The sequence below is a fragment of the Mycobacterium mantenii genome (genome assembly GCF_010731775.1).
Lineage (GTDB): Bacteria > Actinomycetota > Actinomycetes > Mycobacteriales > Mycobacteriaceae > Mycobacterium > Mycobacterium mantenii.
Genome location: NZ_AP022590.1, coordinates 2,756,163 through 2,778,004 on the forward strand (window position 1 = coordinate 2,756,163; position 21,842 = coordinate 2,778,004).

Here is a 21,842-nt window from a genome sequence, read left to right on the forward strand (position 1 = left end):
TGGCACGATGTCCGACACCACAACAGCATTCACGGTTCCGGCCGTCGCGAAGGCGGTCGCCGCCGCCATCCCCGATCGGGAGCTGATCATCCAGGGGGATCGGCGCTACACCTACCAGCAGGTGATCGAGCGCTCCAGCCGGCTGGCAGCGTACCTGCACGCCCAGGGACTGGGATGCCACACCGAGCGCGCCGCGCTGGGCGGCCACGAGGTGGGCCAAGACCTGCTGGGCCTCTACGCCTACAACGGAAACGAATTCGTCGAGGCCCTGCTGGGCACCTTCGAGGCGCGAGTCGCCCCGTTCAACGTCAACTTCCGCTACGTGAAAAGCGAGCTGCAATATCTGCTGGCGGATTCCGGCGCGACCGCGCTGCTCTACCACGCCGCGTTCGCGCCGCGGGTGGCCGAGATCCTGCCGGACCTGCCACAGCTGCGCGTGCTGATCCAGATCGCGGACGACTCGGGCAACGACTTGGTCGAGGGCGCAGTCGATTACGAGGCGGCCCTGGCGTCGGTGTCGCCGGAACCGCCGCCGGTGCAGCCCTCCGCCGACGACTTGTACGTCCTGTACACCGGTGGCACGACGGGCATGCCGAAGGGCGTGTTGTGGCGCCAGCACGACATTTTCATGACCTCGTTCGGCGGCCGGAATCTCATGACCGGCGAGCCGTCGAACTCCATCGACGAGATCGTCGAACGTGCCGCCTCAGGCGCGGGTACCAAGCTGATGATTCTGCCGCCGCTGATCCACGGTGCGGCCCAGTGGAGCGTGATGACCGCCATCACCACCGGGCAGTCCGTCGTCTTTCCCACGGTCGTCGATCATTTGGACGTCGACGACGTGGTGCGCACCATCGAGCGGGAAAAAGTCATGGTGGTCACGGTGGTGGGCGATGCGATGGCGCGCCCCCTGGTCGCCGCGATCGAGAAGGGGATCGCCGACGTGTCGTCGCTGACGGTCGTCGCCAACGGCGGCGCGCTGCTGACCCCGTACGTCAAGCAACGCCTGATCGAAGCGCTGCCGAACGCCGTTGTCATCGACGGCGTCGGCTCGTCGGAGACCGGGGCGCAGATGCACCACATGTCGACGTCGGGGGCGGTGGCCACGGGCACGTTCAACGCCGGGCCGGACACCTTCGTGGCCGGCGAGGACCTGACGGCAATCCTGGATCCGGGCCACGACGGGATGGGCTGGCTGGCGCAGCGGGGCTATGTTCCGCTCGGCTACAAGGGCGATGCGGCCAAGACGGCCAAGACATTTCCGGTGATCGACGGCGTCCGGTACGCCGTCCCCGGTGACCGCGCGCGCCACGGCACCGACGGCTCCATCGAATTGCTGGGCCGGGATTCGGTCACCATCAACTCCGGGGGCGAGAAGATCTTCGTCGAGGAGGTCGAAACGGCCATCGCGTCGCATCCCGCGGTGGCCGACGTGGTGGTCGCCGGCCGGCCGAGCGAACGGTGGGGCCAGGAGGTCGTCGCCGTGGTGGCGCTTGCACCGGGAGCCAGCGCCGAGTCCGAAGAACTGGTGGCGCACGCCGCGCAGACGCTTGCGCGCTACAAACTCCCCAAAGCGGTCGTGTTCCGGCCGGTCATCGAACGCAGCCCGTCGGGCAAGGCCGACTACCGTTGGGCGCGCGAGCAAGCGGGGAACGGCTGACCGGTGCTGCCGGCGGCCCGCCGCGGGAAGGCGTAGATCATGTCGTTGCTGCAACAGGACGAGACGCTCACGGCATCGACCGAAGTGCGGGCCTCCCCGGAGCGGATCTACGCCGTCGTCTCCGACGTCACCCGCATTCCGGAGTGGAGTCCGGAGACAACGCGCGCAAAGTGGCTGGGGCCGGACCGTTTCCAGGCCTGGAACCGCCGTCGCCTGGGCCGGTGGCGCACCGTTGCCGACGTCGTCGAAGCCGAACCGGACACAGGTTCTCATTCGTCGTTCAGGCGATGGGTAAGGACTGGACGCAATGGACGTACCTCATCGAGCCCGGTTCCACCTCCGGCACAACGCGTCTCACCGAAACGTTCCGGATGTGCGTTCGGCTTCCGTTCGGCGCGGTCGCATTCGAGCACCTGTTCTTGCTCGTCCGGGACCGTCGCGGAGATCTGCAGAAGAACCTCGACGTTTCGGTAAACCGGATCCGCCGGATCGTCGAGGCAGGAGTGGAGGCGTGACAAACTCATGAAGTACCAAGGTCGTGTCGCAGTGGTAACCGGTGCCGGCTCCGGTATCGGCCGCGCCTTGACGCGGGCGCTTACCCGGGATGGGGCGCACGTCGCGGCATCCGATATCGACCCGAACGGCCTGGCCGAGACCCAGGCGGCGTGTCCCGCCGGGCAGGTCACGCCCTATAGGGTCGACGTCGCCGACCGGGATGCGGTGATGAGCTTCGCCGAAGAGGTGCGCCGCCAGCACGGCCCCGCGGCAATGCTGTTCAACAATGCCGGAGTCGACCTGTTCGCCAGCGTGGCGGACATGTCCTGGCAGGACTTCGACTGGCTGATGGGCATCAACGTCGGAGGCGTCATCAACGGGACCAAAGCCTTTCTGCCACAACTCATCGAGGCCGGTTCGCCGCGACGCCCCGCCCGGTTGATCAACCTGTCCAGCGCCTTCGGCCTGATCGCGATTCCCTACCAAGGCGCCTACAGCACTTCGAAGTTCGCGGTGCGTGGCTTCACCGAAGCGCTGCGGCAGGAGATGATCATCGAACGCCGTCCCGTGACCGTGCACTGCGTGCATCCCGGTGTCGTGCGTACCAACTTCGGAGCCAACATGCGCACGTCGGACACCGAGGATCCCGAGGTCGCGGCCAAACTCTTCGACCGCGCTGCACTCACCTCTCCCACCAAGGCCGCCCAGCTCATTTTGCGTGGGGCCGAAAGGAATCAGGCCAGAATCCTCATCGGGGCCGACGGGCGCGCGATGGCCGCGATGCCGCGGTTGCTCGGTGTGCGCTACGCGGGCCTGCTGGCGCGCGCCGCGAGGCTGACCAACTCCGCGCACGCCGACCGCTAGAACGCTGTTCGACTGTGCCGTGAGGGCGTTCGTCGAGTGTGCTCATGAATCACCTTCGGTGTCCGGGCCGGCGAGCGGCCTCGCCCGGTCATGCCCATATTGCCTACTGTAATAATTACAGTACGATCTCACGAAGAAGTGTTCGATCGTGCTGAGATCAAGATGCTGGAGATCAGGTGACGACCAACGTTCACACCGCCGCCGGTGCCGGCGACGAGACCGTCAGCCTGCGCGACCCCTACCCGTTCTTTGCCCGCAAACGGCGAGAGGCCGGCGTGTTCGCCGGCTCGGTGATGGACTACTCCAAGACGCCGGAGTCCCTGATGCCCAAGCGGGAGTACTCCGCAATGTCGTTCGACGCGGTCAACACGGTGTTCCGGGACGGCCGGGTGTTCAGTTCCAAGCCGTACGACAAGACCATCGGCCTGTTCATGGGTCCGACGATCCTCGCGATGGAGGGCAAGAAGCACCGCGAACACCGCAACCTGGTGTCCGCGGCATTCAAGTCGAAGGCGCTGGCCCGCTGGGAGCCGACCATTGTGCGGCCGATCTGCAATGCCCTGATCGACGAATTCATCGAGACCGGCAGGGCCGACCTGGTCCGGCAGTTCACCTTCGAATTTCCCACCCGGGTCATCGCCCGGCTGCTCGGGCTGCCCGATGACGACCTGCCGATGTTCCACACCCGCGCCGTGCAGTTGATCAGCTACCACGTCAGCTACGAGCGTGCCTTCGAGGCGTCGACGGCGCTCAAGGAGTACTTCGTCGAGCAGATCGAACAGCGCAAGTCCAAGCCCACCGAGGACATCATCGGCGACCTGGTCACCGCGGAGATCGACGGCGAAAAGCTCAGCGACGAAGCCATTTACTCGTTCCTGCGGCTGCTGCTGCCCGCCGGGCTGGAAACTACCTACCGCTCTTCGGGAAACCTGCTCTATCTGTTGCTCACGCACCCGGAGCAGTTCGCCGCGCTGCAAGCCGACCGCGAGCTTCTGGCACCCGCCATCGAGGAAGGGCTGCGCTACGAAACACCGCTGACCACCGTGCAACGCTTCACGACCGAGGACACCGAGTTGGAAGGTGTGAAGATTCCGGCACGTTCGGTGATCGGGGTGTGCATCGGATCAGCCAACCGCGACGAGCGGCGCTGGGAACGCCCCGAAGAATTCGACATCTTCCGCAAGCCCACGCCGCACATCTCGTTCGCCGCCGGTGAGCACACCTGCCTGGGATTGCATCTGGCGCGGCTGGAGACGCGCGTCGCAATGGAATGCCTGTTGAACCGGCTGACCAACGTCAGCTTGCTGACCGAGGATGACCCGCACATCCACGGTCAGCCCTTCCGGTCACCGAATGCGCTTCCGGTGACGTTCGACGCGAAGTAGGGTCCACAAAATGGTCAAAGTCATGGCGGGCTTTCGGGTCCTGGAACTTGCGCAGTTCACCTTCGTCCCGGCGGCGGGAGCGATCCTCGCGGACTGGGGAGCGGACGTCATCAAGGTCGAACACCCGCTGCGCGGCGACACCCAACGGGGCTTCATCAACATGGGTGGCATTCAACTCGATCCGGAGCGGCACCCGCTGATGGAGCATCCCAACCGGGGCAAACGCAGCGTTGGCATCGACGTCTCGACGCCGGGCGGTCAGGAAGTGATCTACGAGCTGGCCAAGACCGCCGACGTGTTCCTCACCAACTACATGCCCGCGCAGCGACAGAAGCACAAGTTCGACGTGGAGCACATCCGCGCGGTGAACCCGAACATCGTGTATGCCCGCGGTTCGGCCTACGGCGACAAAGGGGCCGAGCGTGACACCGGCGGCTATGACGGAACGGCGTTCTGGACGCGCAGCGGCATCGGTTACGCGCTGACACCGGAGGAGCTGGGCGGTGCACTGGGACAAGGCATTCCCGCGTTCGGCGATTCGATCGGCGGCATGTTCATCGCGGGTGGCATCTCGGCCGCGCTGTTGCACCGAGAGCGCACCGGCGAGGCCGTCGAGCTCGACGTGTCGCTGCTGAGCACGGCCTGGTGGGCGGCGGGCGCCAGCGTGACGCAGGGCATGGAGACCGGCGAGGTCATGCGCACCCCGATGCCGGGTTCCGGCGCGCAGTCGGTGAACCCGTTCATGGGCAACTACGAAACCTCCGACGGCGGCACGATCAACCTGTGCATCATCAGCCCGACCGGCCTGATCCGCGACACGTTCGAGCACCTGGGCATCCCCGAGGCGGCCGACGATCCCCGCTTCTCCGACGTGCTTCCGCTGATCCAGAACGCCGACGCCGCCGCCGAACTGATCGCAAAGGCCTTTGCCGGCAAGCCCTTTGACTATTGGCGGCAACACCTCAAAACGATGAAGGGCCAATGGGCACCGTTCCAGAGCCTCATCGACCTGATCGACGACGAGCAGGCCATCGCTAACGACATGATCGCCGAGGTCGAGCTCGCCGCCGGCGGCAAGCCGTTCCGGGTGGTCCGCGGCCCCGTGCAGTTCAACCACGAGCCGTTGACGACGACGCGCGCGCCGCAGGCCAGCGAGCACACCGAGCTGGTGTTGATGGAGCTGGGCATGGACTGGGACCGCATCGAGGAACTCAAGGACGCAGGAGCCATTGCGTGACCTCCAATAGCAACGATGTCGCCATCATCGGCGTGGGTTTGCACCCGTTCGGGCGCTTCGAGGGGAAGTCGGCGATGCAGATGGGCGTCGACGCCATCCTCGCCGCGGTTGCCGACGCCGGTATCGCTTGGCGGGACGTCCAATTCGCCACCGGCGGTAGCTGGACGGTGGCCAACCCGGACGCGATCGTCGGCATGGTCGGCTTGACCGGCATCCCGTTCACCAACGTGTTCAACGCGTGCGCGACCGCGGCCAGCGCCGCCAAGGCGTGCGCCGACGGCATCCGGTTGGGCGACTACGACATCGGGATCGCCGTCGGGCTGGATAAGCACCCGCGGGGAGCGTTCACCGAGGACCCCGCCCTGGTTGGGATGCCGCGCTGGTATGCGGAGAACGGGCAATACCTCACGACTCAGTTCTTCGGCATGAAGGCCAACCGCTACCTGCACGACCACGGCATCTCCCAGCAGACCCTGGCCAGGGTCGCCGCCAAGAACTTCCGCAACGGGGCCATGAACCCCAACGCATTTCGCCGCAAGCCGATCTCCGAAGAAGACATCCTGAACTCGGCGATGCTCAATTATCCGCTGACCCAATACATGTTCTGTGCGCCCGACGAGGGGGCCGCGGCCGTGGTCATGTGCCGCGCGGACATCGCGCACCGCTACACCGCCAAGCCCGTCTACCTGCGGGCGGTGGAGGTCCGCACCCGCCGCTACGGCGCCTACGAGGTGAACACCACCTGCGCTCCCGTCGAAGAAGACGTGGCCCCAACGGTTTACGCCGCACGTAGCGCGTTCGAGAAGGCCGGCATCGCCCCCGACGATGTCGACGTGATCCAGTTGCAGGACACCGACGCCGGCGCCGAGATCATCCACATGGCCGAGTGCGGATTCTGCGAGCACGGCGATCAGGAGAAGCTGCTGGCCGACGGCGCCACCGAGATCAACGGGGCGATGCCGGTCAACACCGACGGCGGGCTGATCGCCAACGGCGAGCCCATCGGCGCCTCCGGCCTGCGGCAGATCCACGAAATCGTGCGCCAACTCCGCGGTGAGGCGGGCGGGCGCCAAGTGCCCGGCAACCCAAAGGTGGGATTCACTCAGCTCTATGGCGCGCCGGGCACCGCCGCGGCGACGATCCTCACCACCTGAGCGGGGTGGGCGCCGAGGAGCCGATGCCGGCCGCGCCGTGCGACATGAACGCCATTACCTGGCGCCGCTACGCCTGCAGGTACACCGTTGGTCGGTGGGCACATTTTTCATCACGCTCTCGGCGTGCTGACCACAGCCCGCCCACGTGATCTTGCCGCAGTGGCTGCAACGCACGAGATAGCACACGGTTGTTCTCTATGGTAGGGCGAAACAGCCTCGGCCGCTACGCCTTTACCGCAGCTTTGCGCTCAGCGATCTTCGCACGGACCGCCTCCATGTTGAGCCCTTCGATCTGACCGATCAGGTTGCCCAGCACCGCGGGTGACATTGCTCCCGGCTGACTGTAGATGAGGGTTCCCTCACGGAATGCCATGATTGTCGGAATCGACCGGATGCCGACGGCAGCGGCAAGTGCGCGCTCGGCTTCGGGGTTCACCTTGGCGTGCACGATATCCGGGTGGTTTTGTGCCGACCGTTCGAAGGTCGGCGCAAAAGCCCGACACGGTCCGCACCAAGGGGCCCAGAAGTCGACGAACACGATCGGATTTGCGCGTATCGTCGACTCGAAATCGGCGCCGGTCAGTGTTTTGACGGTCATCAGTGTTCCTTTCGGGGTTCTGGGCCGGCCCCGCAGGGAGGCCGAAGACGCCAGCGACACCCGGGGCCACCGACGGTCCTGCATAACAAATCATTGAGGCGATCCGGCGCCGGTATTCGCGGTCTCGTCTGCGAATTCGCAGAACGCGTCATAGGCACGAGCACCGTAGATCGTCGCGGGCCCGCCGTGCATAAGGATGCTGACGCCGATCGCCTCCGCGGCCTCCTCCTTAGTCGCGCCGGCACGGGCTGCCCCCTGGGCGTGGGAGGCGATGCAACCGTCGCAGCCGGCCACGACGCCGATCGCCATCGCGATCAGCTCCTTGAATTTCCTGTCCAAAGCGCCCGAGGACAACGCGCCGTTACTCATCTCTGCAAATCCCCGATATACCTCGGGGATCATCTTGCGCAGGGCGCGGTGCTGCAGATTGAGGTCGTCTAGGACCTGGTGGTGGCGGTCTTTCGTCATACTCATAACAACACCTATACGGGTAGGGGTATTCTCCCTCCGAAGATCTGGGCCGGTTACCTTCCGGGCGGCCCCACCGAACGCGGGCCTCCCGGTGGCATCATGCCGCCTGGGTTCATCATCGGGCACCTGCCTGCGTTGCCATCAGCGTCGTCCACCCAATCACGGTGTGGCCATCCGCCCTCGTATGTGGACATGGCCAGCGCGACACCAGAGAAAAAGATGACGGCGGTCACGAACACCACACCGGCAACGATGCCCACCCATGCCGCGATCTGACCCAGCCGACTCGGCCGCTCGTATGATTCATTGGCAGAGGGCTGTTGAGCCTCGCTGGTGGTGACCCTCCCCAATTCGGGCCTATCAGTCATGTTTTGAACGATGTAGCACTTAGGCCACCCCCGATAGAGTCAATGGGCCCTAGAACTGGGACATCACCACGCGCATTCTGACCTTGGAGCATCCTGGCGTTAGTCGAATTGCCGGCTTTGACCGAGGAGTTACTCCTTCCCCTCAAACCGATTTACCAGCGCAAGGGGATCACGTTTCATCAGGGGCTCGCCACGGCGATCCGAGGCGGTGGAGGCGCTCGACCTGGTCGTCGCCAAGTTGAAGGCAGGCGAGAAGCAGCGCCTGGTAATTGGCGTCGAACACGGCACCGGCACCTGCACCTGCGAGGGCGCGGCGTTCGAGTGCGCCTTTACAAGGCGAGCCCGCCCGTTCTGGTGGCTGATCCTGAGTGAGAGGCACGCGATGGACGAGAACACCTACTCAGACGTGAATGCGCTGACAGCCGAGCGTATTGCCGACGCACCGCTGCCCACCCATTCGACGCTGCGGATGCGTCAGAACGTCTTCGTCCAGTTCGGGCGCTTCGTCCGTATCAACCTCAAGATGCTGCGGGTCATCTACGGGCACGGATGACGGGGTGGCTTAGATTTGACGCGCGCCAAGACCGAAGTCAGGAGACCTTTTTGACCGGCGGCGCGTACGCCGGCTTGCCCAAGCCCAGCATGTACTGCGCGATCATGTTGCGGAACACCTCGAGGGTGCCGCCGTAAATCCCGACCAGGGGCGCGAAGCGATAAACGTACTCCGCGGCGCCGTCGTCGGCCGCGCCGTCGGTGCCGTTGGGCAGGGTGGACGCGGTGCCGAGGATGTCCATCAGGTCCGGGGAGATGTCACGCATCGTCTGCGCCAGGGCGACGCGACCGAAGATGCTCGGCGCGCTCAGCGACGCTTCCATCCGTGCGGCGCTGCGCCCCAAGCGATATGCCACGGCCGAGTCGTCAATGAGCCTGCGCCCGTTCGGGTTTCGCTCTGCGACTTTGGCCGCGGCCTTGTCCAGGGCGTCGGCCATGAAACCGGCCTGATGCATCATGATCGACACGTCCTGCAGCCCGTCCGGAGCGGCCGCCACCGCACCGTGCTCGGTGTTGAGGGGTTCACGCAACACCGTCCAGCCCGCGTTCACATCGCCCAGGCGGTACTTGTCGTCGACGCGCACGTCGCTGTAGTAGACGATGTTGGTGCGGTCGCCGTCGACGGTGCGGATGCCCTGGATCTCGATGCCCGGAGAGTTCAGCGGGACCAGGAACATGGTCAGGCTCTTGTGCTTCTGAGCGTCCGGATCGGTATTGGTGATGAGGAAAACGTACTGGCAGTTGTGCGCTCCGGTGGTGAACATCTTGGACCCGTTAATGACCCAACCGTTGCCGTCGCGGACCGCGCGGGTTTTGCAGGTGGCGATGTCGGACCCGCCTTCGGGCTCGGTGTAGCCCAGGCACAGGCGAACGTGCCCGCTGAAGACGCCCGGTAACACCTCGTCCTGCAGCTCGGCGGAGCCGAACCTCGCGACCGAACGGGCCACCATGGCGGTGGTCCCCCAGGTCACCCAGGGCACGTGCGCGCGCCGCTTCTCCAGCTCCCAGATGCGGCGACGCAACCGGCTGAAGCCGCCGTCGGCTTCCGACTTCCATTCGCGTTCGAGGTAGCCGGCGGCACCCAATGCCAGGTGCGCCCCTTCGTCGAAGTTGTCGCCCGTTTCCCGGTCCCGGCGCTTGACGTCTTCTGTCACGTGCGTGCGCAGGAAATCACGCGCTTCCCCGAGGAAGCGCTGATCGTCGTCGGACAGCGTGACCCGTGAGAAGTCCACTTAGGCGCCCTTTCCATTCTCGCGTGCGGCAACGAGCTCGCCGATGTACTTGGCGCTGGCGCCGGGATCCCCACCGGCCAGTGCCCAGCCACGGGCACGCACCAGATACGCCGTCGCGGCCGCCTCCGCCGAAACACCAAGTCCGCCTTGGATATGTACCGCCATGGTGGCGGCCTTCGCCGCCTCCTCCGCCATGAACACGAACGCCGAGGGCGCCAGCTCCGGTCGCTCGTGCGGCTCGTTGTCCAGGAACCAGGCCGCGCGCCGCGCCAGATTGCGGCCGCCCTGCACGGTGATCGCGATGTTGGCCAGCGGATGAGAGATGCCTTGCAATGTCGAGATCGGCACACCCAGCGTGTAGCGGGTCTTGGCGAACTCGGCCGCGATGGTCATGGTCTCCTCCACCAGGCCCACCAACGCAGCGGCGCTCAGCACCCGCCACTCATCCAACGCCCGTTGATATTCCGTCAACGCATCGGAGCCGCCGGCCAGCACGGTGCGGGTGTCGGCGGTCGCCGGATCCACCCAGGCCATCGGCAGCCGGCCGATGTTGTCCACCTTGGTCGGGCGCGTGCCGAACGTGAGCGCGACGACGTCCGCGCCATCACGCACGATGATCTGGTCGGCGATCGACCCGGTGGGCAGGAGCCGAGTGCCGGACGCGATGTCGTGCTGCGGATCGAATGCGGCGAGTCGCTTGCCGTGGACGACGTCGGGTTCGGCCGCGCCGAGACGCGCGAGCAGCCGTGCGGTGCAGACCTGGTCGATCCACGGTACCGGCGCCAGCGACCGGCCGATCTCCTCGGCCACCAACGTCAGATCGACGAGCGTCGCCCCGTCCCCGCCCGCGGATTCCGGGACCGCCATGCTCGTTGCGCCCATGGCGCACAACCGCTCCCACAGATTCTTGTCGAATCCGGTCTCCTCCGCGGCGCGCACGGTTTCGATCGAACAGTGCGTCTTGAAGAAATCACGGTAGGCGGCCTGCAACGCCTCGTGATCCGGCGTCAGGCTGTAGTCGAGTCTACGTAGTTCGTAGCGGTCCATCCTCAGCCTTTCTCCCGGCCAGCGAAGAAGAATTCTTGGGCATTGTTGTACAGATAGTTGTCGAGCACGTCGGCGGGCAGGTCCAGCCCGGCGGCTTCCGGGACGACGCGGTGCATTTTCAGCACCGGCCAGTCGGAAGCGAAGATCACCTTGTTCGGTCCGCGAGTCCGCATGTAGTGCAACAGGCTCTCCGGCAACCTCTTTGGCGACCACGCCGAGGTCATCAGGCGCAGATTGGCGTATTTGATCAACAACCTGATCGCGATGTCCCACCACGGGTCTGCCCCGTGAATCATGCACAGCTTCAGTTCCGGGAATCGCACGCAGACCCGGTCGAGGTGGATCGGATTCTGCACATCCCCGGGGATGGGCGGCCCGGGAATGCCGGTGTTGACACACAGCGGCAGCTCGAGCTCGGCGCACTTGGTGTACAGCGGGTAATAGACGGCGTCGCTGGGCGGGTACTGACCGTCACCCCAAAAGCTCGGCCCCACAGCGGCATAGGCGACGGGCAGGTCATTGACGATGGCGGACAGTTCCCGCAGGGACGGCATCGGCCGCAACAGGTTGACCCCACCCATCGCCAGGGCAAAACGTTCGGGCTTCTCCTCGACGAATTTGCGCGCGGTCACCGACGGCTTGGCGAGGTTGTCCATCAGGATGGCTTTGCGCACACCCTGGGCGTCCATCTCGTCGAGCAGCTTGGCCAACTCGACCGGCTCGAACATGGACGCCGGCCCCTTGAAGTAGTCGTCACGCACCTTGATCATCCAGGTCGGCTGCTGCTCGGTCTCGCCGAAGTGCACGTTGACCAGGCAATCGATAGCTTTCATGTCGACATCGGCGCCTTTGCTGTCGCGTGACGTTTCGCCCAACGGTAATCGGCCTTGCCGTTGCCCAAGCGCTGGACCTGCTCGACGACGAAGAATTCCTTGGGCGCCTTGAACCGCGCCAGTCGCGACGTGCACAGCGTGTGCAACTCCTCGGCGCCGGCGGCGGCACCAACCCGGAGTTCGATGAGGGCGACGAGTTCTTCGCCCCAGCGCTCGCTGGGGCGACCGACCACGAGCGCGTCGGCGATCGCCGGGTGGGCGCGCAGCACCTCCTCGACCTCCTCGACGAAAACTTTCTCGCCACCGGTGTTGACCACCAACGAGTCGCGGCCGTACAACCGCAACGCCCCGTCGAGTTCCAGTCCGGCCCGGTCGCCGGATATCACCACCCGCTTGCCGTCGATCTCGGGGAAGGTCTTGCGGGTGGCGTCGGGATCGTTGAAGTATCCCAACGGTATTCGCCCTTCCCTGACAACCCAGCCCACCTCCGACTCTCCGGGGGACAGGAAGTGGCTGTAGTCCTCGGAGAGAACCAATCCGCCTTCGCGCAGCGTGAAGGTGTCGGCCTGGGTGCCGCGCCGGCTGTGGCCGAAGCCCAGGTTCCCGGTTTCCGATGAGCCGTAACCGTTGATGAGGGTGATGTGGGGTAAGAGCTCCAGCAGGGCTTGCTGATACTTCGGATTCGTTGCGGCACCGCCGGTGCCGATGGCGTACAGCGACGACAAATCGTAGGAGCCGCCCCGCAACTGCGCCACCAGCGGAGCGGCGTAGGCATCCCCCACCATAGTCATCATGCCGACCTTCTCACGCTCGGCCGTCTCCCAGACCACATGCGGGTCAAGCTTTCTGGAGGTGTCGTAGAGCACCACGGGCGTACCTGCCATCACCGCCGAGAAGGCCGTCCACATGCCGGCCGCGTGCATCAACGGCGAGACCGCGAACCACGGTGCGCCGGCCTTGCCGCGCACCTTGTCGTGGATCTCCCGGGCGCAGGCATGGTCCGCGCCGACCATCGACGACACATAGATGTCGGACTGGCGCCACAGCACACCCTTGGGCCGACCGGTGGTGCCGCCGGTGCAGATCATCAGCAGATCGTCCGGGGATGCCGTCACGCCGTGGTCGGTATCCCCCTGCGCCAGCGCGTCATCCAAAGACACCGCGCCGGGCAGTTTCGGGGCACCGCTTCCGTCGTCGACCGACAACAACACGTCAACGCCGGCGGCGGTGAGCACGTCGGCGAATTTTTCGCCCAGCCCGCGGTGGTAGATGACGGCTCGGGGCTGGACGTAATCGAGCAGCTCCGCGACCTCGCGCGGCGTGTAGTAGTAGTTGATGTTCACCGGGACGGTCCGGGCCTTGAGGCAGCCGATGACCATGTCCGGGTACAGATCGTTGTGCATGACCAGCGCCACCCGGTCCTGCCCGCACTCCCAGTTCTGCAGGGCTGCGCGTTCCCGGTGTGCCCCTAACCCGTTGCTGGCCAGGAAGTTCGCCAGCCGGCGGGTGCGCTCGGCCGACTCGCGGAAGGTGCTGCGACGGTTACCACACACCGTCATCGTGCGGTCGGGGATAACGTCGGCGATTTCGTCGAGAACCGCCCCTATGGTCCATTCACTCACGGGCGTAGCCGGCCTTGGGTTATCAAGTCGATCAAGCGGCCGAGCCGACTTGGACGCCGAGCAGATCTCGCGCGTTGTCCCGCATGATCTTTCGAACATCGGACTCGCTGAAGCCCTTCAGCTCCTCGGCGAACGACACCGGCGATTCGAGGCCTTCTCCGTGCGGCCAGTCGGAACCGAACAGAATCTTGTCGACACCGATGGCTTCGGCAAGCTCCGGCAGGTCGTCCTCGTAGTAGGGGGTGATCCACACGTTGTTGCGTAACTGCTCCACAGGGTCTTCGGGGAAATACTGCGGTTGGGTGTTCGCCGCCTTCTTCAGGCGCTTGATCAGTCGGTGCACGAAGTAAGAACCGTTCTCGATGCTGACCGCCTTGAGTTTCGGATGACGGGTGAAGACGCCGTGCACGATCATCGAGGCCATCGTGTCGTGAATCGCACGGTCGTCGAGCAGCACGTTGTCCAGCGGATCCTTGGCGCCGAAGCCCTCGAACGTCGCCTTGCCGCCCCACGCCGCCGCGATGTGCAGATAACCACTGTCGGACAGGTGGAACCCCACCGGAACACCCGCCTCGGCCAACCGGGCCCACACGGGGTCGTGGCTGGGATCGCCCAACGACCGCGGCTTGACCAACCCGGGTACCGGCGCCGGCCGCACCAGCACCAGCTTTGCGTCCCGCCCCAGCACGAAGTCGACCTCCTTGAGCGCCTCGGCCGGGTCGGCCAGCGAAATGATCGGCGCGGCAATGATTCGACGGTCCGGCCGGTCGAAGCCCCAATCCTCGTCGAGCCACAGATTGAACGCATGCACCGACGCCATCGTCGCCTCGATGTCGTGCTTGAGCGCCTCCTCGACTCCGCACCCGAAGGTCGGCAGCATGAACACCGTCTCGATGTCCTGAGTGTCCATCACCGCGACGCGGGCATCGCGGTTCTGGTACTCCGGGTGCTCGCCGAGCCGCTCGACCTTCATCAGCGACGCCGGGTCGACACCCTCGGGAATCTCGCCGCGGAACAACAGATCCAGACAGCCCGGGACGATGATCGGGTCGAAGGTGGGATTGGGGACGAAGTGGTTGACCCGGCCCCCGATCACGGCCAAGGTGCGCTTGCCCTGACTGAGCATCTGCACGCCGCGGCTCTTGAACCTCTTGTCCAGATGACGGGTGAAAGAGTCGAGCGGCTCGTAGTAGTGGTTGTCAACGTCGATCGCCTGGTAACCCAAGTCAGCCATGATCAATCCTTTCCGCCTTGCCGGCGAACATCAAGCGTCGGTCGAATCGAGGGAGGGGAATCGCGGCGGCCGCTTCTCGAGAAAACTCGTGATGCCCTCGATGACGTCGGGGCGCGGCATGGCCTCGTGCAACAAAACCTCGGCGAGCGAATTGGCCTGTACGACGTCGCGGTTCGCGTCACCGTAGACCTGCCTCTTGATCACGGCCATCGACGCCGGAGAGCAATTGGCGGCGATGTCCTCGGCATAGTCCAGGGCGCGCTTGCGCAGATCGTCCGGCGCAACAACCTCTTTGACGAGACCCAACTCGGCGGCCTCCTCGGCGAGAAAGGTCCGTCCGCTCAGCAACAAATCGAGAGCGACACCCCAGTTGGTCAACCGCGGCAGTATCCACGAGATCCCGAACTCCGCGATCAGACCGCGCCGGGCGAATACGGCGCCGAACTTCGCGCCGGCGGCGGCGAACCGCACATCGCACATCAGCGCCTGGGTCAGCCCGATGCCGACACAGGCACCGTTGATCGCCGCGATGACGGGCTTGCGCAGGGTCGTCACAAAGTGGGGTGGGCGCTCCCCGACCAAGTCGGCCAGATTCGTCTGACCAGCCTTCTCCATCGTCTCGCCGTAGCTGGGTGCCGAACTCGGTGCGCCCAAATACGCACCCGCACAAAACCCCCGGCCGCGGCCGGTCAGCACGATCGCCCGGACAGCCGGGTCCTGCTCGGCGCGGTCGATCGCCGCGTAGAACCCGGCGGCGATGTCGGGGCCCCAGGCGTTGAGACGATCCGGACGATTGAACGTCAGAATCGCAACACCGGTATCAGTGGTCTCGTACAGCACCGCCTCATCGGTGACCACACGGTCGGCGGCGCTCATCAGACCGTCCCCTCATAGCTGAACAGGCGAGTTTGTACCCATACTGTATACCTATCGGTACCGCATTCCACAACCGCGGCCATCAGGGCGCAAAACCACGACTAAACTGCGGTTTCGGACGCCGAAGCGACGCTCCTGCCCCCGCGGATCGACGATCCCCGGCACACCGATTTTGACGGGCCCGTAACTCCCGAACCGCCAGGGGCGGCCCACTATCGGGCGCAAACCGCCGGCGACGTGGCAAGACTTAAATGTTGTGGCGTGTGACACGTTGCCGCCACGTTTGCATCGACCGCGGGATCGGGAAACCCAGAACAAGCAGCCGACAATGGGGAGGTAGTTGCAATGGTTGACAGCAAGAGCGGCCCGATCGAACTCGTTCGCGGCATCATCGAGGATGCCCTTGGGAAGACCAAGCAGGTCATCGGGATCATCATCAACAACGACGGCCTGGTCGAAGAGGGCAAGGCCCAGCAGGACAAGGCGGAAGCGCAGCGCAACGCCGGCAAGAAGGAAGCGGCCGCCGAGAAAGCCCGCGGCAAGGCCAAGGCCTACGAGGAGCGTGAGCGGGCCGAGCAGCAGTAACGGCCCAGCCAGTGGAGCGGACCCGGTCGGCGACCGGGTCCGCTTCGCTGTGTAATCCCGCTACTGCAATGCGTTTTCGAGCAAGCCCAGCCGCTGGTAGGCGTTTTCGATCTGAGCCTTCGCCTCGGCGGGCAGCTCGGCTTGCGGCGGGCGGGAATGCGGATACGCACCGATGGGCAGGCCCAGCAGCGACGCCGCGTACTTGAATGCCCCGCCCCAGTGGGTGAAATAATCCGCTCGTCCCGGGTAACACGTCCACCAGGACCCGATGTCGAGGTCGAACTGGTCCAGGCCGGATTCGCGACCGTAATCCATGGCTTCCACGAGCTTGTCACTCTGAATCAGATCCCAATATTCGGAAAACAGTCGTCGCGCAGGCGTTTCGAAGAGATACCCCGCGGTACCCAGCTGCGCGGGACAGACGATACCGTCGCGCAGCCAGCCGGCCCGGTACACCGTCTTGTCGCATTCCCACACGGCCAGACCGGGTGCCAATTCATGCAGCTTCCGGCTGCTCGCCGGCCGGAAGGCACCCTCCTTGGTTGCGCACACGGCCGGAACCTCGTCATAGATCCGGGCGCTTTCGGCGGGCGTCAACACATAACCCGAGGATGGCGAATTGAACATGCCCAAAGCGATATCCGTGCGCGCGGCAACGTATTTGAAGAAGCGCAACACGCCCTCGCCGCCGTGCGCCTCCATCATCGGCGTTTGGATGTAGGCAATGTCAGCGCCCGCCTCCTGAGCGTGCAGCGTCAGGTCCACGCAGTCCTTCGCCGAATTGGCCGCCGTGCACGCCTGCACCACGACGTCGGGATTGATGCCGCGCGCTTCCACGACGGCCACCTCCAGCAGGCGTTTCCGCTCATCGAGGGTCAGCGACCAGAACTCGGCGATCCCGCTGGTACACCACAACATCGGATGCCCGAGATCGCCGACGCAATAGCGCACCAGCGTCCGGTAGGCGTCCCAGTCGATGTCATCGCCGTCGGTGCCGCAGAACGGGGTGTAGAGGGAGTCACCGATCCCCCGCAATGCGCCGGGCGCCCACGTGCGCGCCTCTGCTGCCGTAGCCACAATCGACTCCTTTTGTCTGCCAATCGATTTCTTCGACCCGTCGTCAGGTGAAGTCTGAACCGCCATCGACGTTGATGTTGGCACCGGTCATGTAGGAGTTACGCCGCGAGGCGAGGAACGCGGCGACCGGACCGATTTCGTCCGGCAGGCCCGCACGCGGCAGGTGCGCGGGATGACCGAAATGCTTGGCAATGGCCTCCATCAGGGCATAGGGGTCGTTACCGTCCACCCCCACCGACTTCGCCCAGCCGACCAGGGATTCCGACGCGATGCTGCCGGGTGACACCACGTTGACCAGGATTTCGTCTTTGGCCAGCAGCAGGGACAGGTTTTTCGAGACGCTGGTCAGCATCGATTTCGCCGCGGTGTAGGCGGGCAGCATGACACTTTGCCGCTGGGTCGAGTGCGCCGAGAAGTTGACGATCCGCGCCCATTGCGCCTTGCGCAGCAGCGGAAGCGCCGCACGGACGCAGCGCACCATCCCCAGCACGCCGTCTTCGACCGACTGGCGCCACTGGTCGTCGGTCAGATCCTCGAACGTTCCCGCGGCGCCCGGCCCCACCGTGATGACAAGGGCGTTGAGTGCGCCGTCCCATCGCCGGGCAAGCTCGCTGAACACGTCACCGACCGCATCGTTATCGCCGATGTCGGCGGTCAATCCGATCGCGTCCGGGCTACCACGTTGCGTGAGATCGCTCGCCGCGGCGTCGAGGGCGTCGCGGCTACGGCCCACCACCGCCACCCGGGCGCCTTCGTCGGCGAGGCAACGCGCCGTAGCCAATCCCATGCCGCGGCTACCGCCGACCACCACCGCAGTGGCATTCGCCAGCCCTAGATCCATTGCGTAATCCGTAGCTCTAGTCTGGTCATTTTCGCCTGTCCAGCCGGTTTACCAAAAAGCCTACGATAGGTATTACAGTAGCAGAGGAAGAATGCGACACGAAGGCGTATACGCAGGTCAGAAGAGAAGTGCCGGTAAATTCAACTGTACCGGCAGTACGGCTGCCAGACCGCATGTACGGAACAGAATTTTGATGGAGGTGCCCGTAGTGGCAAAACAGGCAACCGCCGATAAGCGCCAACGGCGCGAACGCGGGTCCATCAATCCCGATGACATCATCAGCGGCGCATTCGAACTCGCGGAGGAAGTGTCGATCGACAACCTCAGCATGCCGCTGCTCGGCAAACATCTCGGTGTCGGTGTGACGAGCATCTACTGGTACTTCCGCAAGAAGGACGACCTGCTCAACGCGATGACCGACCGTGCGCTGAGCAAGTACGTGTTCGCCACCCCCTATGTCGAAGCCAGCGACTGGCGCGAGACATTGGCCAACCATGCGCGCTTGATGCGTAAGACGTTCATGGGCAACCCAATTCTGTGCGACCTGATTCTGATTCGGGCGGCCCTTTCCCCGAAGGCGGCGCGGATGGGCGCTCAGGAGATGGAAAAGGCGGTTGCCAATCTGGTGCAGGCCGGGCTGTCACCGGAGGATGCGTTCGACACCTATTCGGCGATTTCGGTTCACGTACGCGGTTCGGTGGTACTGCAACGGCTCTACGAAAAGAATCAATCGTCGGACGTCGGACCCCGCGCCATCGAAGACGTCGTGTCCATCGACCCGGAGAAGACCCCACTTTTAGCCCAGGTAACCCGGATAGGCCACCGCATCGGAGCGCCCGATGAAACCAATTTCGAGTACGGGCTCACCTGCATCCTCGATCACGCCGGCCGGCTGATCGACGAGAGCAAGGGTTCGAAGGACGGCAAGGCGGCGCCGGCACGGCAACGCAAGCCCGCCAAGTCGGCTTCCACGCGCGGCCGAACCAAGGCGGCAGCTGCTCGCTAGCCCCCGCTCCAAACCGCTTGTCAGCCCTCGGGTTCCGGGACGTGGAAGTGCTCGTCGCGTAACCGAAACGCTTCCTTCGCGCCGTGCTGCGCCCGGGTTTTGACGAAGTTAAATTCGCCCGGCCCGAATTGCAGGTTCGTGCCGAAGGCGTGGAACAGGTAGCTGGCGACCTCTTCGCCCTGGTACACCTGGCTCTGCTCGACAAGCCGGAATGCCTCCTTGGCGATGACGACACCGTCGGCGGGCATCTTCGCCGCCTTCTCGGCCCAATAGCGCGCCCGGGCCGTCACCGCGCCGGGAGCGCAGGTGTCGGTGAAGACGCCGAGGTGCTCAATCTCCCCCGCCTCGATGATGTCGCCGGTCAACAACAGGCGCCGGGCCAGCACCGGCCCGAGCCGGTAGAAGAACATGTGCAGGCTGCCGAGCGCGGGGCCCAGGAAACGGGTTGCCGGCATGCCGATTTTGGTGTCCCGTGCGATCACCGAGATGTCGGTCATCAACGCCATCTCGAAACCGCCGCCGAGGGCGTAGCCGGCGATCTCGCCTACCGTCACCTTCGGGAAGCCCATGAAATTGTGATAGAAGCCAAAGGACTTGCGGTCCACGGTAAGTCGCCGGCGCTGACTGGGGCGGCGTTTGGCGGTCCGGTCGTCGCCGGCCGCCTCGTCCGGCGCCGACGAGCCATACCACCCGTAGGCATTGTTCATGTCGGCACCGGTGGAAAAGACTCCCTCGGCCCCGCGCAGTAGCACCACCGTGAGGTCGTCGTCGTCGGCCACCCGGTCCAGACAACGGGCGACGGCCTCACGCATGGCCGCGTCATAGGAGTTCCGTTGTTTGGGATTGTTCAGCGTGATGGTCGCGATGCGCCGATCGGGATCGACGTCGAAGAGCACGCGATCGTCAGAGGTGCTCGAGCCGGTCATGAATCGGACTCCTTTCGGCGCCTGCCGAACCGCGATCCGGCAAGCTTCTCCGGCCGTGACGCCAGCGTGTTGACCTCGCCGGTACACAGGACTTCGTCGTCGAGCAACAGCCGCCCGGTCGACGTGATGCCGCGCTCGCCCTGCAGGCGGGCGATGTCGAAGCGCAACTCGGTCAACACCGGTGTCGGCCGGCGGAAGGTCACGACGAGGGATCGCGTTTTGCCGGAAAGCCCGGTGACGCAATTGTGGTGCTGAATGACGCAGTCGAAGAAGACGCCCAGGAAGCCACCGTGCACCAGGCCCGGCGGCCCCTCGTATATCAGGGGGAACTCGACTGTGCCCGTTGCGTTCTCGGCATCATGTTGGTCGAACCGGTATTCGGGAAAGCACGGATTGTAGGCACCGATATCGGTTGCGTGGTTCAGGTAGACGCGCCGGGGATCGTCGGGCATTTCGCCGATGCGCGGCGCGTTGTCCGCCGGCGTCGCGGCGGCCAGCTCGCATTCCCACTCGGCGAACTTCTCCAGCATGGCGTCCACCGCGCGGTGCGGATGCTCGAGGGACACCAGCAGCGAGCTGAGGCGCCGCATGGCGGCCGCCGCGGCCACCGTCTGGGCAAGCGGCGCCTCGCCGAATCTGGCGTCGCCGTTGCTCGTCGACGCGGGCGCGGCGGGCCCCTCCTCGATCGGCATAGGCGCCGCTCCTCCTCAGTGCTTCGCTCCGCGTGGTCGCCGGCGCGGCCGTGGTTTTCTCTTCCATCCCGTTGTTTCGCAGGCAGCGTATCCTTGCTAACTTATACAGCGTATCAATCGTATTGCCTACTGTATGGGTAACCGTATCGGCGAGGAAAGGCCGGATTCGACGGTGAGTCAGGGGGCCGACACGGCCGGTGCCGAGGGTCCGGTAACAGTGCACCGCGACGGTGCGGTGTTGCTGGTTACGCTCGATCGTCCTTCCCGACGTAATTCGTTGACGCAGTTGATGATCCGGTCGTTAGTCGACGCACTCACCGATGCCGCCGCCGACGATTCGCTGCGGGCCGTGCACATCCGTGGCGCCGGCGACGACTTCTGCGCCGGCGCCGACTGGGTGGCCTCCAACGATCCCGGCGGCGAACGCCCCCGCACGGGGGACCTGGTGCGGCGGATCCCCCATGCCGCGCACCGCGTGATCGAGCTCGTCGCAGGCATCCAGCTCCCGGTGGTGTGCAGCGTGCGGGGCTGGGCCGTGGGATTCGGCTGCAATCTCGCGCTGGCCGCCGACTTCACCGTGGCCGCCGACGACGCGGTCTTCTGGGAGCCGTTCCTCGACCGCGGGTTCAGCCCGGACTCGGGGTCCACCTGGCTTCTGCCCCGGCTCGTCGGCCTGGCGCGGGCCAGGCGCATGCTGCTGCTCGGCGAGAAGGTGGGCGCGCCGGACGCGGCCGACTGGGGATTGATTCACCAAACGGTAAGCGGCTCCGACCTCGACCGTGCCGCCGAGGAGTTGGTCGGCCGGCTGGCCACCGGGCCGACGGCGGCGATCGGGCTGGCCAAACAGGCGCTGAACTTCGGCCAGCATGCGACGCTCAGCCAGTCGCTGACCCAGGAGCTGTTCAACCTGGAATTATCCTGCCGAACAAGCGATTTCAAGGAGGGCTTGGAGGCCTTCCGCCAGCGACGGGATCCGGATTTTCGTGGACGGTAACTCTTGGGCGTCGAGTGTGGGCCCTACGCACGGGAACTGCCTCGAATCCGTCCATATGCCCACACTCGACGTTCATACGCAGCGCCATACGAA

The 21,842-nt window shown here is 65.1% G+C and carries 22 protein-coding genes and 1 pseudogene; 11 read left to right on the forward strand and 12 right to left on the reverse strand.

The genetic code is table 11. The annotated features are described in order from the left end of the window. The first annotated feature begins 7 nt into the window (after window positions 1–7). The 7 genes and pseudogenes from G6N50_RS12315 to G6N50_RS12340 all read left to right on the forward strand — a co-directional run bounded on the left by G6N50_RS12315 (window position 8) and on the right by G6N50_RS12340 (window position 6,795). Window positions 8–1,660 (forward strand): acyl-CoA synthetase, encoded by a 1,653-nt coding sequence (locus tag G6N50_RS12315; RefSeq protein ID WP_083094251.1) that lies wholly within the window; start codon window positions 8–10, stop codon window positions 1,658–1,660. A 39-nt stretch (window positions 1,661–1,699) separates the two neighbouring features. Further along, window positions 1,700–1,888, forward strand: a pseudogene (locus tag G6N50_RS29365) (SRPBCC family protein); the annotation flags it as partial. Between the two features lie 59 nt (window positions 1,889–1,947). Then, window positions 1,948–2,175, forward strand: coding sequence for a hypothetical protein (locus G6N50_RS29370; protein ID WP_232069058.1), 228 nt, complete (start codon window positions 1,948–1,950; stop codon window positions 2,173–2,175). 7 nt (window positions 2,176–2,182) lie between these two features. Further along, the gene (locus G6N50_RS12325; RefSeq protein WP_083094252.1) at window positions 2,183–3,019 is read left to right on the forward strand and encodes an SDR family NAD(P)-dependent oxidoreductase; all 837 of its coding nucleotides are present in this window, start codon (window positions 2,183–2,185) and stop codon (window positions 3,017–3,019) included. 176 nt (window positions 3,020–3,195) lie between these two features. Further along, window positions 3,196–4,404 (forward strand): cytochrome P450, encoded by a 1,209-nt coding sequence (locus tag G6N50_RS12330; RefSeq protein WP_083094253.1) that lies wholly within the window; start codon window positions 3,196–3,198, stop codon window positions 4,402–4,404. 22 nt (window positions 4,405–4,426) lie between these two features. Further along, window positions 4,427–5,641 (forward strand): CaiB/BaiF CoA transferase family protein, encoded by a 1,215-nt coding sequence (locus G6N50_RS12335; protein ID WP_083094347.1) that lies wholly within the window; start codon window positions 4,427–4,429, stop codon window positions 5,639–5,641. Further along, window positions 5,638–6,795, forward strand: coding sequence for a thiolase family protein (locus G6N50_RS12340; protein WP_083094254.1), 1,158 nt, complete (start codon window positions 5,638–5,640; stop codon window positions 6,793–6,795). The genes G6N50_RS12335 and G6N50_RS12340 overlap by 4 nt, the downstream gene beginning before the upstream one ends. A gap of 223 nt (window positions 6,796–7,018) precedes the next feature. Here G6N50_RS12340 and G6N50_RS12345 read toward each other — a convergent pair whose 3' ends face one another. After that, window positions 7,019–7,393, reverse strand: coding sequence for a thioredoxin family protein (locus G6N50_RS12345; RefSeq protein ID WP_083094255.1), 375 nt, complete (start codon window positions 7,391–7,393; stop codon window positions 7,019–7,021). A gap of 90 nt (window positions 7,394–7,483) precedes the next feature. Further along, entirely contained in the window at window positions 7,484–7,861 is a 378-nt protein-coding gene (locus G6N50_RS12350; protein WP_083094348.1) for a carboxymuconolactone decarboxylase family protein, read from the reverse strand. Window positions 7,862–8,440: 579 nt separating this feature from the next. On the opposite strand from G6N50_RS12350, the gene G6N50_RS29375 reads away from it, so the two are divergent. Then, on the forward strand, window positions 8,441–8,785 hold the full coding sequence (locus G6N50_RS29375) for a hypothetical protein (protein WP_232068953.1): 345 nt from the start codon (window positions 8,441–8,443) through the stop codon (window positions 8,783–8,785). A 37-nt stretch (window positions 8,786–8,822) separates the two neighbouring features. On the opposite strand, the gene G6N50_RS12365 is transcribed toward G6N50_RS29375, so the two are convergent. From G6N50_RS12365 to G6N50_RS12390, 6 genes are read right to left on the reverse strand one after another with little or no spacing between them, the layout of a single operon-like run. Beyond that, window positions 8,823–10,016: an acyl-CoA dehydrogenase family protein gene (locus G6N50_RS12365; protein WP_083094256.1), complete on the reverse strand. Its 1,194-nt coding sequence runs from the start codon at window positions 10,014–10,016 to the stop codon at window positions 8,823–8,825. Next, on the reverse strand, window positions 10,017–11,063 hold the full coding sequence (locus G6N50_RS12370) for an acyl-CoA dehydrogenase family protein (RefSeq protein ID WP_083094257.1): 1,047 nt from the start codon (window positions 11,061–11,063) through the stop codon (window positions 10,017–10,019). Between the two features lie 2 nt (window positions 11,064–11,065). After that, window positions 11,066–11,896 (reverse strand): amidohydrolase family protein, encoded by an 831-nt coding sequence (locus G6N50_RS12375; RefSeq protein ID WP_083094258.1) that lies wholly within the window; start codon window positions 11,894–11,896, stop codon window positions 11,066–11,068. Next, the gene (locus G6N50_RS12380) at window positions 11,893–13,518 is read right to left on the reverse strand and encodes an acyl-CoA synthetase (protein WP_083094259.1); all 1,626 of its coding nucleotides are present in this window, start codon (window positions 13,516–13,518) and stop codon (window positions 11,893–11,895) included. The genes G6N50_RS12375 and G6N50_RS12380 overlap by 4 nt, the downstream gene beginning before the upstream one ends. 31 nt (window positions 13,519–13,549) lie before the next feature. Next, window positions 13,550–14,752, reverse strand: coding sequence for an amidohydrolase family protein (locus G6N50_RS12385; protein WP_083094260.1), 1,203 nt, complete (start codon window positions 14,750–14,752; stop codon window positions 13,550–13,552). A 30-nt stretch (window positions 14,753–14,782) separates the two neighbouring features. Further along, a complete protein-coding gene (locus tag G6N50_RS12390) occupies window positions 14,783–15,628 on the reverse strand; it encodes an enoyl-CoA hydratase (protein ID WP_083094261.1) in 846 nt (281 codons plus the stop codon). Window positions 15,629–15,973: 345 nt separating this feature from the next. Here G6N50_RS12390 and mbp1 point away from each other — a divergent pair, with 345 nt between their 5' ends. Further along, window positions 15,974–16,213 carry a microaggregate-binding protein 1 gene (mbp1, locus tag G6N50_RS12395; protein WP_083094262.1) on the forward strand — a complete coding sequence of 80 codons (240 nt, stop codon included), beginning with the start codon at window positions 15,974–15,976 and terminating at the stop codon, window positions 16,211–16,213. Between the two features lie 60 nt (window positions 16,214–16,273). Here the strand turns inward: mbp1 and G6N50_RS12400 are convergent, their stop codons facing one another. Then, complete coding sequence (locus tag G6N50_RS12400; protein WP_083094263.1) at window positions 16,274–17,290, reverse strand: dihydrodipicolinate synthase family protein; 1,017 nt, start codon at window positions 17,288–17,290, stop codon at window positions 16,274–16,276. Window positions 17,291–17,333: 43 nt separating this feature from the next. Next, complete coding sequence (locus G6N50_RS12405; RefSeq protein ID WP_083094264.1) at window positions 17,334–18,131, reverse strand: SDR family NAD(P)-dependent oxidoreductase; 798 nt, start codon at window positions 18,129–18,131, stop codon at window positions 17,334–17,336. Between the two features lie 193 nt (window positions 18,132–18,324). Between G6N50_RS12405 and G6N50_RS12410 the strand changes: the two genes are divergently transcribed. Continuing rightward, on the forward strand, window positions 18,325–19,137 hold the full coding sequence (locus G6N50_RS12410; protein ID WP_083094265.1) for a TetR/AcrR family transcriptional regulator: 813 nt from the start codon (window positions 18,325–18,327) through the stop codon (window positions 19,135–19,137). Window positions 19,138–19,157: 20 nt separating this feature from the next. On the opposite strand, the gene G6N50_RS12415 is transcribed toward G6N50_RS12410, so the two are convergent. Together G6N50_RS12415 and G6N50_RS12420 are read right to left on the reverse strand one after the other, a co-directional pair. Beyond that, window positions 19,158–20,063 (reverse strand): enoyl-CoA hydratase/isomerase family protein, encoded by a 906-nt coding sequence (locus tag G6N50_RS12415; protein ID WP_083094266.1) that lies wholly within the window; start codon window positions 20,061–20,063, stop codon window positions 19,158–19,160. Then, on the reverse strand, window positions 20,060–20,755 hold the full coding sequence (locus G6N50_RS12420) for a hotdog family protein (protein ID WP_083094267.1): 696 nt from the start codon (window positions 20,753–20,755) through the stop codon (window positions 20,060–20,062). Before G6N50_RS12420 ends, G6N50_RS12415 begins: the two co-directional genes overlap by 4 nt. A gap of 172 nt (window positions 20,756–20,927) precedes the next feature. On the opposite strand from G6N50_RS12420, the gene G6N50_RS12425 reads away from it, so the two are divergent. After that, the gene (locus G6N50_RS12425; protein ID WP_083094350.1) at window positions 20,928–21,749 is read left to right on the forward strand and encodes an enoyl-CoA hydratase/isomerase family protein; all 822 of its coding nucleotides are present in this window, start codon (window positions 20,928–20,930) and stop codon (window positions 21,747–21,749) included. Window positions 21,750–21,842 lie beyond the last annotated feature (93 nt).

What these genes read in the sequence shown, in the direction of transcription:
- G6N50_RS12350 (WP_083094348.1), bottom strand. Translation starts at nt 7,861, where the DNA reads ATGACGAAAGACCGCCACCACCAGGTCCTAGACGACCTCAATCTGCAG.
- G6N50_RS12420 (WP_083094267.1), bottom strand. Translation starts at nt 20,755, where the DNA reads ATGCCGATCGAGGAGGGGCCCGCCGCGCCCGCGTCGACGAGCAACGGC.
- G6N50_RS12370 (WP_083094257.1), bottom strand. Translation starts at nt 11,063, where the DNA reads ATGGACCGCTACGAACTACGTAGACTCGACTACAGCCTGACGCCGGAT.
- G6N50_RS12335 (WP_083094347.1), top strand. Translation starts at nt 4,427, where the DNA reads ATGGCGGGCTTTCGGGTCCTGGAACTTGCGCAGTTCACCTTCGTCCCG.
- G6N50_RS12405 (WP_083094264.1), bottom strand. Translation starts at nt 18,131, where the DNA reads ATGGATCTAGGGCTGGCGAATGCCACTGCGGTGGTGGTCGGCGGTAGC.
- G6N50_RS12345 (WP_083094255.1), bottom strand. Translation starts at nt 7,393, where the DNA reads ATGACCGTCAAAACACTGACCGGCGCCGATTTCGAGTCGACGATACGC.
- G6N50_RS29370 (WP_232069058.1), top strand. Translation starts at nt 1,948, where the DNA reads ATGGGTAAGGACTGGACGCAATGGACGTACCTCATCGAGCCCGGTTCC.
- G6N50_RS12410 (WP_083094265.1), top strand. Translation starts at nt 18,325, where the DNA reads ATGGAGGTGCCCGTAGTGGCAAAACAGGCAACCGCCGATAAGCGCCAA.
- G6N50_RS12315 (WP_083094251.1), top strand. Translation starts at nt 8, where the DNA reads ATGTCCGACACCACAACAGCATTCACGGTTCCGGCCGTCGCGAAGGCG.
- G6N50_RS12415 (WP_083094266.1), bottom strand. Translation starts at nt 20,063, where the DNA reads ATGACCGGCTCGAGCACCTCTGACGATCGCGTGCTCTTCGACGTCGAT.
- mbp1 (WP_083094262.1), top strand. Translation starts at nt 15,974, where the DNA reads ATGGTTGACAGCAAGAGCGGCCCGATCGAACTCGTTCGCGGCATCATC.
- G6N50_RS12325 (WP_083094252.1), top strand. Translation starts at nt 2,183, where the DNA reads ATGAAGTACCAAGGTCGTGTCGCAGTGGTAACCGGTGCCGGCTCCGGT.
- G6N50_RS12390 (WP_083094261.1), bottom strand. Translation starts at nt 15,628, where the DNA reads ATGAGCGCCGCCGACCGTGTGGTCACCGATGAGGCGGTGCTGTACGAG.
- G6N50_RS12385 (WP_083094260.1), bottom strand. Translation starts at nt 14,752, where the DNA reads ATGGCTGACTTGGGTTACCAGGCGATCGACGTTGACAACCACTACTAC.
- G6N50_RS12375 (WP_083094258.1), bottom strand. Translation starts at nt 11,896, where the DNA reads ATGAAAGCTATCGATTGCCTGGTCAACGTGCACTTCGGCGAGACCGAG.